Raw genomic sequence first — 15084 nt, forward strand, 5'->3', positions numbered from 1 at the left:
CGGAAGGGTGTTGTGGAACGCGGGGCAACGTAGCTATGGACTGGGGGGGCGGCCGATGTTACCCGGCGATGTCGGCCTCGTCCCACGTGCCGTCCGCCGCGCGGTCGACCAGGATGGCGTGGCCCCAAAACAGGTCGCCATCCTCGAACGAGAACGTCACCACGCCGTCGGGGGCGAGCCCGACCGACTCCAGGCGCAGCTTCGCCCGGAAGCTCTCGGCCGTCTCCGCCCCCTCGCCGTCGTCCTCGTCGAGCCACTCCTCGTTCTTGAGCGCCAGCAGGTCGGCGACGGCCTGCGCCTCGGCATCCTCGCGGAGCCGGTCGAGGTCGGCCACGACGGCCGCGAGGGCGTCGAAGGCGGGCGGCCCCTCGTCACACGACAGGGTGAGGGCGACGGGCAGGCCGCGCGACTCCGTCTGGCCCTGGTACCAATGGAGGTCGGGGTCGTAGGTCATCCGTCCCAGGACGGGGTGGTCGACGGGGGAGGTCATGGCGTCAGGCATTCGAGGAGGCGGCTTCCTGCAGCGACGACGCCGTCTGGTGCGCCGACGCCACCACCGCCTCCGTCGTCGGGATGCGGGGCGCGTCCGCGAGGCAGGCGCCGTTTGAGTCGATCACCTCGCGGTAGAAGGCCGCGCTCTGCTTGGGCGTCCGCGCGAGCGTCTCGAAGTCCACGTGGACGAGGCCGAAGCGCTTCGTCGTGCCCTGGCTCCACTCGACGTTGTCCAGCAGCGACCACGCGAAGTAGCCCCGCACGTCCACGCCCGCTGCGATGGCGTCGCGGACCGCGAGCAGGTGGTCGTGCAGGTACGCGATCCGCATCGGGTCGGAGACCTCGCCGCCGACCACCTGCGGCGGGTCGTAGAACGACGCCCCGTTCTCGGTCACGTACTGCGGGATGTCGCCGTAGCGGTCGCGCACCCAGACCATCAGGTCGCGGAAGGCGGGTGCGTACACCTCCCAGCCCATCTCCGTGTACGGGTGCCGCGGCTGGCGGACGCGCCGGGCGCGCTCGGGCGCGTCGTCGGGGTCGTCCACGCACACGGCCCGCGTGTAGTAGTTGATGCCGAAGAAGTCCGTCTCGGTCCGGATCTCGTCCAGGTCGGCGTCCGCGAAGGTGGGCCACGAGGCGCCGAAGACCTCCGGCAGCTCCTCCGGGTAGCGGCCGTGGACGATGGGGTCCAGGAAAATGCGGTTCATGTAGGCGTCCGCCCGTGCCGTCGCCGCCACGTCCTCCGGTTTGTCGGTCGCTGCCACCTTCGGCTCCAGGTTGACCGCGATGCCGACGTTCCCGGCGCCCTCGGCGCGGAGCGCGGCCGTCGCGCGGGCGTGCGCCAGCAGGAGGTGGTGCGCCACCATGGCCCCCTCGGCGTGGACGCGGTGTCCCGGCGCGAGCCCGCCGCGCACGTAGCCGCCGTCCATCACCACCCACGGCTCGTTGAGCGTGATCCAGCGGCTCACGCGGTCCCCGAGGCGGGCGTGGACGGCCCGCGCGTAGTCCGCCAGCCAGTCGGCGACGTCGCGGTTGAGCCAGCCGCCGCGGTCGTCGAGCGCGGCGGGGAGGTCCCAGTGGTAGAGCGTCAGCATCGGCTCGATGCCCGCCTCGGCGAGGCGGTCGACCAGGCGGTCGTAGAAGTCGAGGCCGGGCCCGTTGACGGCGCCCGTGCCGTCGGGCAGCACGCGGCCCCAGTTGACGCTGAAGCGGTACGCCTGTAGGCCGAGGCGCTGCATCAGCGCCACGTCCTCCGGCATCCGGTGGTAGTGGTCGCAGGCGACGTCGCCGGTCTCGCCGCCGACGGTGAGGCCGGGCGTGCGGGCGAACCGCTGCCAGATGCTCGGCCCGGCGCCGTCGGCCAGGGGCGAGCCCTCGATCTGGAACGCGGACGTGGCGGCGCCCCACAGGAAACCGTCGGGGAAGGACATGCGCAGGGAGGAAGGGGAGGGAGACGTACCCGCCTGGGCCGCGCGGGTGCCCGGCGAGGGGTGGGAAGGGGAGACGGGGGCGCCCACAGACGGCCGACCGCCGGTGCCGCGTTCCGGGTCTCCCCAGAGAGCCCCGCGACGCCCTGGCGCGTCGGCTATCTTTGCCGCTCCCACCGTCCCGGGCTGACGTCCCCCCGTGCCCCCTCCCGAGACAACAACCGACTCCGCGCCGGACGCCACCCCGGACGCCACCCCCGAGGCCGCTGAGGCTCTGGAGACGACCGACCCGCCCGCCGAGGGCGAGGCGGTGGAGGAGCCCTCCCTGCGCGCCCATCTCGTGGAGCTGTGGCACCGGGTCCCGTTCGCCGTCCGCTGGGGGGCCGTCGGGGCGGTCGCGCTGCTGCTGGCGCTCGCCGTCGTGCCGCCCGTCCTCGACGCCGCCGAGGGGCCGACCGACGAGGAGCGCCTCGCCGAGGCCGCCCGCGAGCGCGCCATGTGGGCCGCTGCGCTCCGCATGGACCCGGCCGAACTGGACACCGCCATCGTCGCCAACGCGCTCGGGCCTGGCGACGCCGAGCGCGCCGACGACCGCTACGCGGACTACTACGTCCACGAGGCCGACAGCGTGGCCTTCTCCGTTCTCGTCACGTCGAGCGACTTCGCGCCCGACCTCGCGGTGCGCCTGCCGGACGGGCGCGAGCTGGCGGCCTCGGACCTGCTCCAGACCGACACGCGCGCCGAGATCGACGGCCTCCAGGGGCCGGGCCGCTTCGAGGTCGTCGTCACGTCGCGCGACCCGCGCGCGCGCGGCGCCTACGAGCTGGCCGTGCTCCCCGCCCGCCCCGCCGACTCGCTCTACGTCGACGACGAGGCCCGCCTCGACACGCTCGGCGGCGGGGCCCGTCGCGCAGGCCGCTTCGAGCGGATGTATGGCCTCGCCACGGACACCGACCTGCCCATCGTCATCCGCGTGGTGTCGTCCGCGTTCCGTCCGCGGATCCAGTTGATCGGGCCGAACGGGCAGGTCCGCGACGCGTCGTGGTCGCTGGAGACCTCGGCCCAGGGCGACAGCCTCTTCGGCGCCGTGGCGCGCTACATGCCCGGCTGGGAGGCGCCGTACCGCCTGCTGGTCAGCTCGGAGACGCCCGGCGCGCGGGGCGCCTTCGCGCTCGACGCCCGCAGCGTCCCCATCCGCGACCTCGCCGTCAACTCGTCGGGCATCCGGCGGACGCTCGGCGACGAGAGCTGGCTCCAGGACGGCCACTACCTCGACACCTACCGCATCCGCATTCCCGAGGACCGCAAGACGACCGTCCGCGTCACGTCCGACGCGTTCCCGCCCGCGTTCCGACTCTGGCGCATCGAGCGGCAGGCCCGCGCCGAGGTGGCCGAGGCGCTCAACGCCGCCGGGGCCAACGCCGCCCAGTACGAGGGCACGCTGGACGCCGGCGAGTACTACGTCGAGGTGACCTCCGGCGGACGGGCCGAGGATGACGATCCGCCGGAGATCCCGCTCGGCGGGGAGTACGGGCTCGTCGTCCGTGCGGAGTCGCTGGAGCCGGCACCCGCCCCGCCCCATGCCGACGACGGCGAGGACCCGAAGCCGTCGGGCTCGAAGGTCTTCTCCACCGAAGTCCGCCGGACCGGTCAGAGCGGCGGCAGCAGCTTCGAGGTGGGCGTGACCAACGTGGCGATCTCGTACCCCGGCAGCTCGCGCACGCGGGTCCAGCTCAGCGTCACCGTCCGCTCCATCGACTACACGGGCAACTGGGCGCCGTGGGCGAGCTTCGCCGGCCAGGCCTACGTCGTGGACGACCGGGGCCGCCGCTACACGGTGTCGCAGAACGAGAGCAGCAGCCCCTCCGGCTCGTCCGCCGAGCCGGGGACGGCGCGCCGCGGCGTGGTCGTGTTCTACCATCCGAAGGCCGTCGGCGGTCTGGAGCGCCTCGTGCTGGTGGCGTCCGTTGGTGACGAGTCGGTTACGCTTCCGATTCCGGTGCCGTAGCGGGTACTACGCTCGCGAGGGGGAGGGGACGGGTAGAGGGAAATCCGGTGGCACCCGGTGCCCGAGGTGGACATCTTCTCAGTCCTCAGTCCTCAGTCCTCAGTCCTCAGTCCTCAGTCCTCAGTCCTCAATCCTCAGTCTCCATGTCCCTCGTTCTCGTCACCGGTGCCTCCCGTGGGATCGGCGCGGCCGTCGCCGAGGCGTTCGCGGCGCGCGGCGACCGCCTCGCCCTCGTCGCCCGTGATGCCGACGCGCTGGCCGAGGTCGCCCGCCGCTGTGCCGAGGCGGGCGGGGACGCGCGGGTGTTCGTGTGCGACGTGACCGACGGCGCGGCCGTCGACGCGCTGGCCGCCTCGGTGCGCGACTGGGCCGGGACGCCGGACGTGGTGGTCAACAACGCCGGGCTGTTCGAACCCGGCGGGATCCTGGAGACCTCGCCGGAGGCCTTCCGGCGACAGATGGAGGTCAACGTCGTCAGCGCCTTCCTCGTGACGCGTGCCTTCCTCGCCGCGATGCGGGCGCGCGGCTCCGGGCGCATCCTGATGATGGGCTCCGTCGCGTCGATCCGCGGCTACCCCGGCGGCGCGGCGTACGGCGCGGCCAAACACGCGCTGCTCGGGCTGGCCCGGTCGGTCCGCCAGGAGATGCTGGGCACCGGCGTCTCGGTGACGACCCTCCTACCCGGCGCCACGCGCACCGGCTCCTGGGACGGCACCGATTTGCCCGACGACCGCTTCATGCCGCCCGAGGACATCGCACGCGTCGCGGTCGAGGTCGCGACGCTGTCCGGGCGGACGGTCGTCGAGGAGGTCCTGCTCCGGCCGGACGCGGGGGACATCTAGGGCGCTCGCGGGAGACAGGGAACGGGTGAATGGCGAGCATCGTCGCCGATGGATTCGTAGCCCCTCGGCCCTGGCCCCCTCTCCTCGACTCATGCCTGACGTCCATCACGACCCCGACCACCACCTGTTCTCCGCCGACGTGGACGGCGGCACCGCTCAACTGGAGTACCGCCAGAAGGACGATGTGATCGCCTTCGTCCACACGTTCGTGCCGGAGCCGTCGCGCGGGCAGGACGTCGGCGAGGCGCTGGTGGAGGCCGGGCTGGCTTTCGCCCGCGAGAACGACCTGAGCGTAATTCCGCAGTGTCCGTTCGTCCGGCACTACGTCGAGACGCACCCCGAGACGCAGGATCTGATCCAAGGCTGACGCCCGCCTCGCTGCCGAGGCGGGCGGTCAGGGTTACGAGCAGCCCACGGGGCCGCGCCGCGCGTCGCGGACGTCCTCACGTCGGTCGCGCCGGTCCTCGGCGCGGTCGCGGACATCCTCACGCCGGTCGCGGCGGTCTTCGAGCCGGTCGAGCACGCCCCCTCGGTAGCGCGCGTCGCGGACGTCCTCGCGCCGGTCGCGGCGGTCTTCGGCGCGGTCGCGGACATCTTCGCGGCGGTCGCGGACCTGCTCGGCGCAATCCGCGAGGACGCGGGCGGCGCGGGTGGGGGCACGCTGCGCGGAGGCGGGCAGCGCGACGAGAACGAGGAGCAGGGCGGGGAGGAGGAGGCGCATGGCCGGAGTCAGTTGGTGAGCCTCCAAGAGACGACGCCCCCTGTCGCGCCCGATCACGGCGCGTCGTCGGCTCTGCGTCCGATCCGTGGCGGATGTGTGTCGGCCGCCTCGGTGCCGAGGCGGGCCGTATCGCGTGCGTCGGTCCTTACTCCAGCACGCGGACGGACAGGTGCGACGGGTGCTCCGGCGACACAAACACGCGGTGCGTCGCGGCCTGGAAGTCCTCCTCGGTGGCCTCGTGGATGGGCATGAACCGCTGCGGGTTGCGGTCCACCATCGGGAACCACGTGCTCTGGATCTGGACCATCATCCGGTGGCCGCGGCGGAACGTGTGGGCCACGTCCTGCATGTCGAACGTCACCTCGGTCACCTCGCCGGGCACGAACGGGACCGGGGCTGAGAAGTCCTCCCGGAACTTGCCCCGCATCACCTCGCCGCGAACGAGCTGCTGGAAGTGGCCCATCGGGACCGAGCAGTCGCCGTCGGGCAACTCGCACGCGGCGTCGCCGGGGTACACGTCGATCAGCTTGACGATGAAGTCGGCATCGGTGCCGGTGACGGTCACGAACAGCGTTGCGCCGAGGTCGCCGGTCAGCGTCACGTCCTCCTCCAGCACGGGCGATTCGAACACGAGCACGTCCGGGCGGGTGCTCGCGAAGCGCTGGTCTTGCGTCACGTAGCGGTCGTCCCGGCGGACGACGATCTGGGGCGTGTGGGGGACGGGCTTGAAGGGGTCCGAGACGTACTCCGCGAACAGGCCCGCCTCGGTGGGGGCGTCGGAGCCCAGCCCGCCGCCGGGCTGGAGGTAGAGGCTCTGCTCGCGCGAGGCGCGGGGCGGCCACGCGTCGAAGAAGCGCCACTGGTCGGCCCCGGTGACGAAGACGGACGCCTCGTGGAGGTCGGGGTCGCCGTCGCCCTTGAGGTGGGCGTCGAAGAAGCGGGCCTCCAGGTTCTCGCGGTAGAAGACGGAGGTGTTCTGGCCGAACCAGAGGTCGCCGTAGCGGTCGCCGTCGCCGCGCGCCCAGCCGCCGTGCCACCACGGCCCCATCACGAGGTAGGACTCGGCGTCGGTCTCGTCCTGGATCGTGTGGTAGGTCTTGAGCGGGCCGTAGAGGTCCTGCGCGTCGAACCAGCCGCCGGTGACGAGCACGGCCGGGCGGACATCACGGAGGTGGGGCAGCGGCGTCCGCGCCTGCCAGTAGGCGTCGTAGGTGTCGTGCGTCAGGATCTCCTGCCAGAGGTCGTTGGTGCCGCCGAAGAAGCGGTCGTTCACCTCGCCCAGCGGCCCCAGGTCCTGGTACCAGCGGACGCCGTCGGGCGTGCCGTAGTCGCTGTAGCTGGGCTCGCGCTCGGTCGTCGGCTCGGGGCGCGGGACGCCGTACGACGAGACGAAGCTGAAGGTCGCCTGGAGCTGGAAGGCGCCGTTGTGTCGGCGGTCGTCGCCCAGGAACCAGTCGGTCACGGGCGCCTGCGGCGAGACGGCCTTGACGGCCGGGTGTGCGTCGATGAGCGCGTGCGTGGCGTAGAAGCCGGGCGCCGAGATCCCCCAGACGCCCACGCTCCCGTTGTTGGGGGTGTTCGCCAGCAGCCACGCGACCGTGTCGTAGGCGTCGGAGCTCTCGTCGATGTCGCGCGGCCCCTTGTCCGGGTTGTGGGGACGGACGGCGACGAACTCGCCCTCGGACATCAGCTTGCCGCGCACGTCCTGGTACACGACGATGTAGCCGTCGCGCATGAGCCGGTCCGACGGGCCCAGGCTGGACCGGTAGGCGTCCGCGCCGTACGGCCCGACGCCGTAGGGCGTCCGCTGGAGCAGGATCGGGTGCGGGCCGGGCGCCTTCGGGACGTAGATGGACGTGAACAGGCGGACGCCGTCGCGCATCGGCACCATCGCCTCGGTCTTGTCGTAGTGCTGGCGGACCCAGTCGGCCTGGGCGTCGGCGGGGGCGGCCATGAGGAGGAGGGCGAGGAGCGGAGCGAGGCGCATCGGGTGGCGTCGGGAGGGACCGCAAGGTAGAGGCGCCTCCCGTCGGCCGGCCCCGCCTCGGGCAGTCGGCGGGCGGAGTCGGGACCAGCAGGGAGGGACAGGGCGAGTCGGGACGGGCAGAGGCGGGGCGGGCGTGGAACGGAGCGCGGCGGGCGGTCGTCCGCGGCTCCCTTCTGCCGCCTGCTGCCATGACCACCCGCACCCTGCACGACGCCGACGACACCGAGTGGACCTTCGCCGAGGCTCTCGTGGGCACCGACGCCGAGCGCGACGACGACGACACGGTGCCGGTCGTAGCGACCCCGAGCGGCAGCGCCCAGTCGGTTCGCCTGGAGCTGGCCCCGGACTGGGCCTCGGCCGACGAGGCGGCGCTGCTCGCGGCCCTCGCCGACGCCCGCTGACGCCGTCCGGCGCGAAACGTCCGAGGGCGCCCGCCGACTGCCCGAGGCGGGGCCGGCGGCCTCTGCCCGCCGGTAGTTTGGGGCATGCCCGACGACCTCTTCGGCGCCGCCGCGACGGCCCGCCTCCGCGCCAACGCCCCCCTGGCCGACCGCATGCGGCCCCAGACGCTCGACCAGTACGTCGGGCAGGGGCACATCCTCGCGCAGGGCTCCCTGCTCCGCCGCGCCATCGAGGCCGACCGCGTGACGAGCCTCATCCTGTTCGGCCCGCCCGGCACGGGCAAGACGACGCTCGCGCGCATCGTCGCCAACACGACGCGCAAGCACTTCGCGAGCCTGAACGCGGTGCTGGCAGGCGTCAAGGACATCCGCGAGCAGATCTCGGCCGCCCAGGAGCGGCTGCGGCTCCACGGCCAGGGCACGATCCTGTTCGTCGACGAGGTCCACCGGTTCAACAAGAGCCAGCAGGACGCGCTGCTGCCGCACGTCGAGAACGGGACGGTGACGTTCATCGGGGCGACCACCGAGAACCCGTACTTCGAGGTCAACAAGGCGCTGGTCTCGCGGAGCCGCGTCTTCGAACTCCGCACGCTCACCGAGGCCGACCTCCGCGGCGTCGTCGCGCAGGCCCTCGCCGACGAGGCGCGCGGCTACGGCCGTCTCGATGTGGCCGTGGACGAGGACGCGCGCGACCACCTCGTCTCGACCGCCAACGGCGACGCGCGCTCGCTGCTCAACGCCCTCGAACTGGCCGTCGAGACGACCGAGGCGGACGAGGACGGGACGGTCCGCGTCACGCTGGCCGTCGCCGAGGAGTCCATCCAGCAGCGGGCCGTCCTCTACGACAAGGACGGCGACGCCCACTACGACACCGTCTCGGCGTTCATCAAGTCGATGCGCGGCTCCGACCCCGACGCGGCGCTCTACTGGATGGCCAAGATGATCTACGCCGGCGAGGACCCGCGCTTCGTGCTCCGGCGGATGGTCATCTTCGCGTGCGAGGACGTGGGGCTGGCCGACCCGAACGCGGTCCGGCAGGCCGTCGCGTGCCTGGAGGCGTTCGAGTTCGTGGGGATGCCGGAGGGGCGGTTCATGCTGGGGCAGCTGTGCGTCTACCTCGCGATGGCGCCCAAGTCCAACTCGGGCTTCGCGTTCTTCAGCGCGCTGGAGCACGTCGAGAAGGAGCGCTCGGAGGACCCGCCGAACGCGCTCAAGGACGGCTCGCGCGACAAGAAGGGGCTGGGGCACGGGGTCGGCTACAAGTACCCGCACGCCTACCAGGACCACTACGTCCCGGAGCAGTACCTGCCGGGCGGGATGCAGGGGACGTACTTCTACGAGCCGAGCGACCAGGGCTTCGAGGCCAAGCTGGCGGCCCGTCTGGAGCACCTGCGCGCCCGCGACGCCGACGAGTCGATCGAGAAGCGCGTCCAGCGCTACGCCGAGGACGCCGACGGCGAGTAGGCCCGCCTCGGCGCCGAGGCAGGCGCGGGCGCCCGGCTCAGAGGGAGACGTGCGGGGCCGTGCGCGGGCTCGTGCCCCGACGAGCCCGCGGCGGGGCCTCGGGGAGAGACGTGTCGGAGGCCAGCGGAAGCTCGAACCAGAACGTCGTGCCCCAGGTCGGCGCGCTCTCGACGCCGCACGCGCCCCCCAGCCGCTCGCTGATCCGGCGCACGATGGAAAGCCCGAGCCCGTGCCCCTCCGCGGCCCCCGACCCGACACGAGCGAACGGCTCGAACAACGCCTGCTGCTGCTCGGGCGTCAGCCCCGGCCCGTCGTCGTGGACCCAGAAGCGGGCCTGGCCGGTCGCGGTGGTGTCGGCCCCCAGCGTGACGGTCGGGCCGCCGTACTTGGCGGCGTTGCTGAGGTAGTTGACCCAGACCTCCTCGACCCACGGCGCGTGGCCCAGGGCGACGGGCCACTGGGACGGGACCGTCACCGTCGGAGCCGCACCGGCATGTTGGAGGCGGCTCAGGGCCTCGGCCACCACCGCCCCCATCTTCATCGGACGCGGCTCGACGGCCGTTTTGCGGACGCCCGCCAACAGCAGCAGTTCGTGGATGATGGTCCCCATCTTGTGTCCCACGCTGACGACCCCGTCGGCGGCCTCGTGGTGCTCCAGGGGGGAAAGAACGGCGCCGTCGTCGCGCAGGATCTCGCCCCAGCCGATCACGCCCTGGACCGAGTTCTTGAGGTCGTGCGCGACGGTATGGGAGAAGGCGTCGAGCTCCTCGTTGCGCGCCTGGAGCTCCTCATTCCGATGCTGGAGCTCCGCGTTGACGCGGTGAAGCTCGGCTTGCTCGCGACGGCGGCGCGTCACGTCGTGCAGCAGCACCAGGGAGCCCGTGGGCTCGCCGTCCTCGTTGGAGAGCACCGAGATGCGGAGCTCGACGTAGCGTGCCTCCTCGCCGTCGCCTAGCTGGAACGCCTCGCCCGGTGCGGTTTCGATGGCCTCGGCCAGCGCGGGGGCGGTGTCGCGCAGCGGACGGCCGCGCACGGCGGCGTCGGCGCCCAGCACCTGCAGGCACTCCGGGTTGGCGTCCGCCACGCGGCCGGTGGCGTCGAGCACGAGCACGCCCTCGCGCAGGTTGTCCACGAGCGCCTCGCGTGCGACCGGGAGCAGGTCGAGGAGTTTGTAGCGGGTCAGCCCCAGGGCGAACGCGCCTGCCGAGACGGCGAGCGCGAGCGGCGTGAAGTCCTTCCCGTACGGCCCGATCTCGAAGACGAAGACCACGTTGGCGAGGAGGGGCACGAGCACCCCAGCGACGATCCAGCGCATGAGCACGCGCTGCTTGGGCTCGGCCGTCGCGAACTCCCACAGCGCCAGGCCCAGCGATGCCGCAACCGTGACCCAGGACAAGGCCATCTGGATGAACGACAGGGGAGCCCGCTCGAAGATGACATCCAGGAAGGGGCCGTCGTAGAACGTCTCCGTGCTCGTCCAGACCCAGTGGTGGGCGTCGTTGGTGAGGCCCAGCGCGACGAACACCGCGGTCCAGGACGCGAGCAGCCCGACGCCCCATCGGGCCGCGCGGGTGAGCCGCCCGGTGTAGCTCAGCAGAAACGCGATCCACGCGACGCTGGGCAGGGCGCTGATCGCCGCGGCCGTGCGGGCCAGCCCGAGGGTCGCCTCCGTCCCAGGGACGAGGAGACTGAGCGCATCGAAGGTGAGCCAGCTCGCCGCGGTCACGCAGATCACGGCCAACTCCTGCCCTCCGGGAACGGGCCGCCGCCGCCACGCCACGACGCCGACCGCCCCCATGAGGGTGAGGGCGAACGGGGCGAGCGCGATGAAAACGAAAGACTCCACAGGATGGCAGCAGCAGTCCGTCAGGGTATCGGCGGCGTGGCACGCGTCGATAACCTCCCCCCTGGAGCCGAGGCGGGCACCCTCCGTCCGGTAGGGTCAGACGGCCGTGGTCAGTCCGTCACGGTCAGGCGACCGCGGTGAGCGCGAGGGGCGCCCGGGCCGAGGTCTCCGAGGCGCAGGGAAGCGCAAACCAGAAGCGTGTCCCGGTCTCGGGGCTGCTCTCGACGCCGCACGTCCCGCCCAGGCGCTCGGTGATCCGGCGGACGATGGACAGGCCGAGGCCGTGCCCCTCGACGCCCCCCGTGCCGACGCGGGAGAACGGGACGAACAGGGAGGCCTGGGCCTCCGGCGTCAGCCCCGGACCGTCGTCGTGGACCCAGAACCGGGCCTGGCCGGTCGCGGTGGTGTCGGCCCCCAGCGTGACCGCCGGCCCGCCGTACTTGGCCGCGTTGCCGAGGTAGTTGGCCCAGATCTCCTCGATCCACGGCGCGTGACCGAGCGCCACGGGCCAGTCGGCGGGCTGGACCGGGGCGAGGGCATGGGCCAGGCGGACGCGTGCCATCGCCTCCTCCACGACCGCGCCCATCGGGACCGGCAGGATCTCGACGGCCGCCTGCCGGACGCCCGCCAGCAGCAGCAGCTCGTGGACGATGGTGCCCATCTTGCCGGCCGAGGTCACCACGTCGCCCGCGATCTGGCGGAGTTCATCGGCCGCGAGGTCGGGGCCCTCGTCGCGTAGGATCTCGGCCCAGCCCAGCACGCCCTGGATGGAGTTCTTGAGGTCGTGGGCGACGGTGTGGGCGAACGCGTCGAGTTCGTCGTTGCGGGCCTGGAGCTCGGCGTTGGCGTCGTACAGGTCCGCGTTGGCGCGGTGGAGGGCGGCGCGCTCCAGGCGGCGGCGGGTGACGTCGTGGAGCAGCACGAGGCGCCCGGAGTCCTGGCCCTGGCGGTCGGTCAGGGACGAGACTCGGAGATCGACGTACCGGGCGTCGGCACCCTCCCCGAGGCGGAACGTGGCGTCGGGTTCCGAGGCGATGGCCTCGGCCAGTTCGGGCGCGGAGTCGCGGAGGAGGCTTCCGAGGGCGACGCGGGACGCGCCGAGGGCCTCCTGGGCCGCCGGGTTGACGTCGGCGACGCGCCCGCGGGGATCGAGCACCAGCATCCCCTCGCTGAGGTTGTCGACGAGCGCCGTCCGCGCGATGGGCAGCAGGTCCAGGAACTGGTAGCGCGCCAGCCCGACCGCGAACGCGGCCGACGAGACGGCCATCGCGATGGGCGTGAAGTCCTTCTCCAGCGGCCCGAGCCCGACCAGGAACGACACGCTGAGCGCCATCGGCACGAGCGCGCCGGCCACGATCCAGCGCGACAGGTCCCGTGACCGGGCGCCGGTCCCGGCGTACGCCCACAGGAGGACGCCGAGCGAGATCGTGACGGCCGTCCAGGCGAAGACGGTCTGCGCCCACCCGAGCGGGCCGAGCGTGTAGGCGATGCGCGACAGCGAGCCGTCCGGGACCACCTCCCACGTGTCCCACACCAGCCGGTGCGCGTCGTTGGTGAGCGCCATGAGCGCGTACACCCCGGACCACGCCGAGAGCGCGACGATCGCGAGGCGCGCGGTGAGGGTGAAGCGCTCGGTGTAGCTCAGCACGAACGCCAGCCACGACACGCCCATCAGGGGGCCGAACAGGCAGGTGACCTTGACGATCCACACCGTCGACGCGGGCGTCGGCGCGAGCAGGGCCAGCGCGTCGAACAGCAGCCACCCGAGGCCGGAGGCGGAGAAGGCGAACAGCGCCCAGCCGCCCGGCGCCTCGCGGCGGCGCCACGAGACGAGACTCACCACCATCATCAGGACGATGGCGAGCGGAGTGAGGGCGATAAAGACGAGCGACTCCACGAGGCCAGGGAGGGTACCCCCTTGGAATCGGTCAGCCTGGATGCCGCTTAATCATCCGTCGCCGGATCGGGGGATCCCACGAGAGGCCGTCGCTACGCCGGGCCTCGGCGGAAGAGGCGCCGGATGCCGCGGGCCAGTTTCGGCAGCACCAGCAGCGAGCCGAGGAGGGCGAGCGTCACGAGCACGATCGCGACGACCGGCAGGAAGAGAGCCGTCAGGATGGCGCCGAACGCGATGCCGTCCTCGGCCGTGCTGACGAGGACGTTCGAGACCGGCTCCGGCGACGCGTTGACCGCGAGCCGCGTGGCGGCCTTCGTGCCGTGGGCGCTGAGGGCCGCGCCGCCCCCGAGCAGGACCGCCGCTGCCTGCCACGCCGGGTCGTAGTCGCCGAAGGCGAGCGCGGCCAGCGCCGCCCCGGCGGGCACCCGCACGAACGTGTGGATGGCGTCCCACGCCGAGTCCACGACGGGCACCTTGTCGGCCACGAACTCGACCACCAGCAGCACGACGGCCAGCCCGATCACCCAGGGCGTCTCGACGACGGCCAGCGCGCCGGGCAGGTCCAGCCCCGCGAACCGCCCGAGCAGGCCCAGCGTGGCGACGGCCGCATAGAGCCGAAGGCCGGACGCCCAGGAGGCGCCGAGGGCGAGGCCGAGCGTCGAGACGAGTCCCATGTCGTGAGCGGCGGGTGGGCCTCGAAGGTAGGCGCGAGGGCCCGCCTCGGGGCCGAGGCGGACCGGGCGACGTCTGCGCGCGCTCGCCTCCGAGGCATGGCGGCGCCGGTACTTTGCGACTGACGCTCGCCGCCTCCCTCGACGCGAATGGACAGCCCCACGTTCTCCGACGGTATAGCGGTGCTCTGCCTCCTAGGGGCCGTGCAGGGCGTGTTCCTGGCCGCCGTGCTGGCGAGCCGTCACCGAAACGCAGTGCCGAACCGGCTCCTGGCGGGCCTCATGCTCGTCTTCTCGCTCGACCTCGCGATGGCGGTCTACCACGCCTCGGCGGTGAGCGTCCGGGTCCCCGCGCTGATCGGGCTGGACCTGCCCATCGCGTTGCTCTACGGGCCCCTGCTGTACCTCTACGTCCGCACCCTCACGTCTGAGCGACCGGCGCTGCGCCGCGCCGACCTGTGGCATCTCGTGCCGTTCGCCCTCGTCACGCTGTTCCTGGTCCCCTTCTTCCTCCGGTCCGGTGCCGAGAAGCTGGTGTTGATGCAGGACCCGAGCGGGAGCCTCCAGACGCGGGCGCTGGCCGTCCTCAGCCCGTTCAAGCTGACCCACGGGTGCGTGTACCTGGCGCTGGTCGTCCGCCGCTTACAGCGGCACCGGCGGCGCGTGCTCGACGGCGGGTCCGAGGCGGAGCAGGTCATGCTCGGCTGGCTGCGGACCCTGACCGCGGGCGTGGTGGGGCTGCTCGCGATCTCGGTGGTGCTCTACGTCGTCGGCGCGCGTGGCCGTGCAGCGGTCGTGGGCATGGACCCCACCGGGATCTACGACGACCTGACGCTGCTCGGCGTGACGGTCTTCGTCTATGCCTTCGGGTACGTCGGCCTGCGCCACCCGTCGCTGTTCGCGCCGACGACCGACGAGGGCCCGGCCTCGGATGCCGTCCCCTATGCGCGTTCGGGGATGCGGCCGGAGGAGGCCGCGCAGCACCGCGACCGCCTCGTCGCGCTCATGGAGACAGAGCACCTGTACCGGCGTGGGGACCTGACCCTCCAGGACCTCGCCGACGCGCTCGGCATCTCGGGTCACAACCTGACCGAGGTGCTCAGTACCCAGCTCGGGCAGAGCTTCTACGAGCTTCTCAACGGCTACCGGGTTCGCGAGGTGCAGGCCCGGCTGCTGGACCCGGCGGACGCCCACCTGACGGTGCTCGCGATCGGCATGGAAGCGGGCTTCAACGCCAAGTCGTCGTTCAACGCGGCGTTCAAGCGTCACACGGGGATGACGCCCTCGCAGTACCGCCAGCGGCAGCGAGAGGCGGTCTAGGAGGTCCA

13 protein-coding genes are annotated in these 15084 nt (G+C 72.5%); 6 read left to right on the forward strand and 7 right to left on the reverse strand.

Going from position 1 to position 15084, the window contains the following annotated elements:
* Nucleotides 1-58: 58 nt before the first annotated feature.
* Nucleotides 59-490 (reverse strand): DUF2262 domain-containing protein, encoded by a 432-nt coding sequence (locus B1759_RS14710; protein WP_158225286.1) that lies wholly within the window; start codon nucleotides 488-490, stop codon nucleotides 59-61.
* Between the two features lie 4 nt (nucleotides 491-494).
* Nucleotides 495-1922: a GH1 family beta-glucosidase gene (locus B1759_RS14715; RefSeq protein ID WP_095515809.1), complete on the reverse strand. Its 1428-nt coding sequence runs from the start codon at nucleotides 1920-1922 to the stop codon at nucleotides 495-497.
* A gap of 196 nt (nucleotides 1923-2118) precedes the next feature.
* On the opposite strand from B1759_RS14715, the gene B1759_RS14720 reads away from it, so the two are divergent.
* The 3 genes from B1759_RS14720 (at nucleotide 2119) to B1759_RS14730 (ending at nucleotide 5136) form a co-directional block, all read left to right on the forward strand.
* On the forward strand, nucleotides 2119-3927 hold the full coding sequence (locus B1759_RS14720; RefSeq protein WP_095515810.1) for a hypothetical protein: 1809 nt from the start codon (nucleotides 2119-2121) through the stop codon (nucleotides 3925-3927).
* A 143-nt stretch (nucleotides 3928-4070) separates the two neighbouring features.
* Nucleotides 4071-4769: an SDR family oxidoreductase gene (locus B1759_RS14725; protein WP_095515811.1), complete on the forward strand. Its 699-nt coding sequence runs from the start codon at nucleotides 4071-4073 to the stop codon at nucleotides 4767-4769.
* Nucleotides 4770-4860: 91 nt separating this feature from the next.
* On the forward strand, nucleotides 4861-5136 hold the full coding sequence (locus B1759_RS14730) for a GNAT family N-acetyltransferase (RefSeq protein WP_095515812.1): 276 nt from the start codon (nucleotides 4861-4863) through the stop codon (nucleotides 5134-5136).
* A gap of 33 nt (nucleotides 5137-5169) precedes the next feature.
* On the opposite strand, the gene B1759_RS14735 is transcribed toward B1759_RS14730, so the two are convergent.
* Nucleotides 5170-5490 (reverse strand): hypothetical protein, encoded by a 321-nt coding sequence (locus B1759_RS14735; RefSeq protein WP_095515813.1) that lies wholly within the window; start codon nucleotides 5488-5490, stop codon nucleotides 5170-5172.
* A 145-nt stretch (nucleotides 5491-5635) separates the two neighbouring features.
* Nucleotides 5636-7477: a CocE/NonD family hydrolase gene (locus B1759_RS14740; RefSeq protein ID WP_095515814.1), complete on the reverse strand. Its 1842-nt coding sequence runs from the start codon at nucleotides 7475-7477 to the stop codon at nucleotides 5636-5638.
* A 188-nt stretch (nucleotides 7478-7665) separates the two neighbouring features.
* Between B1759_RS14740 and B1759_RS14745 the strand changes: the two genes are divergently transcribed.
* Both B1759_RS14745 and B1759_RS14750 read left to right on the forward strand, forming a co-directional pair.
* On the forward strand, nucleotides 7666-7878 hold the full coding sequence (locus B1759_RS14745; RefSeq protein ID WP_095515815.1) for a hypothetical protein: 213 nt from the start codon (nucleotides 7666-7668) through the stop codon (nucleotides 7876-7878).
* A gap of 84 nt (nucleotides 7879-7962) precedes the next feature.
* Complete coding sequence (locus tag B1759_RS14750) at nucleotides 7963-9342, forward strand: AAA family ATPase (protein ID WP_095515816.1); 1380 nt, start codon at nucleotides 7963-7965, stop codon at nucleotides 9340-9342.
* 37 nt (nucleotides 9343-9379) lie between these two features.
* Here the strand turns inward: B1759_RS14750 and B1759_RS14755 are convergent, their stop codons facing one another.
* The 3 genes from B1759_RS14755 to B1759_RS14765 all read right to left on the reverse strand — a co-directional run bounded on the left by B1759_RS14755 (nucleotide 9380) and on the right by B1759_RS14765 (nucleotide 13759).
* A complete protein-coding gene (locus B1759_RS14755; protein WP_095515817.1) occupies nucleotides 9380-11188 on the reverse strand; it encodes a histidine kinase N-terminal 7TM domain-containing protein in 1809 nt (602 codons plus the stop codon).
* Nucleotides 11189-11312: 124 nt separating this feature from the next.
* Nucleotides 11313-13085, reverse strand: coding sequence for a histidine kinase N-terminal 7TM domain-containing protein (locus tag B1759_RS14760; RefSeq protein ID WP_095515818.1), 1773 nt, complete (start codon nucleotides 13083-13085; stop codon nucleotides 11313-11315).
* 92 nt (nucleotides 13086-13177) lie between these two features.
* Nucleotides 13178-13759, reverse strand: coding sequence for a DUF4126 domain-containing protein (locus B1759_RS14765; RefSeq protein ID WP_095515819.1), 582 nt, complete (start codon nucleotides 13757-13759; stop codon nucleotides 13178-13180).
* A gap of 147 nt (nucleotides 13760-13906) precedes the next feature.
* On the opposite strand from B1759_RS14765, the gene B1759_RS14770 reads away from it, so the two are divergent.
* Nucleotides 13907-15076, forward strand: a complete 1170-nt coding sequence (locus tag B1759_RS14770; RefSeq protein WP_095515820.1) for an AraC family transcriptional regulator — start codon at nucleotides 13907-13909, stop codon at nucleotides 15074-15076.
* Nucleotides 15077-15084 lie beyond the last annotated feature (8 nt).

This window comes from Rubrivirga sp. SAORIC476, assembly GCF_002283555.1.
Classification (GTDB): Bacteria; Bacteroidota; Rhodothermia; order Rhodothermales; family Rubricoccaceae; genus Rubrivirga.

Coding starts and splice junctions, on each gene's coding strand:
- B1759_RS14710 (WP_158225286.1), bottom strand. CDS start 490: ATGACCTCCCCCGTCGACCACCCCGTCCTGGGACGGATGACCTACGAC.
- B1759_RS14715 (WP_095515809.1), bottom strand. CDS start 1,922: ATGTCCTTCCCCGACGGTTTCCTGTGGGGCGCCGCCACGTCCGCGTTC.
- B1759_RS14725 (WP_095515811.1), top strand. CDS start 4,071: ATGTCCCTCGTTCTCGTCACCGGTGCCTCCCGTGGGATCGGCGCGGCC.
- B1759_RS14730 (WP_095515812.1), top strand. CDS start 4,861: ATGCCTGACGTCCATCACGACCCCGACCACCACCTGTTCTCCGCCGAC.
- B1759_RS14735 (WP_095515813.1), bottom strand. CDS start 5,490: ATGCGCCTCCTCCTCCCCGCCCTGCTCCTCGTTCTCGTCGCGCTGCCC.
- B1759_RS14740 (WP_095515814.1), bottom strand. CDS start 7,477: ATGCGCCTCGCTCCGCTCCTCGCCCTCCTCCTCATGGCCGCCCCCGCC.
- B1759_RS14745 (WP_095515815.1), top strand. CDS start 7,666: ATGACCACCCGCACCCTGCACGACGCCGACGACACCGAGTGGACCTTC.
- B1759_RS14750 (WP_095515816.1), top strand. CDS start 7,963: ATGCCCGACGACCTCTTCGGCGCCGCCGCGACGGCCCGCCTCCGCGCC.
- B1759_RS14765 (WP_095515819.1), bottom strand. CDS start 13,759: ATGGGACTCGTCTCGACGCTCGGCCTCGCCCTCGGCGCCTCCTGGGCG.
- B1759_RS14770 (WP_095515820.1), top strand. CDS start 13,907: ATGGACAGCCCCACGTTCTCCGACGGTATAGCGGTGCTCTGCCTCCTA.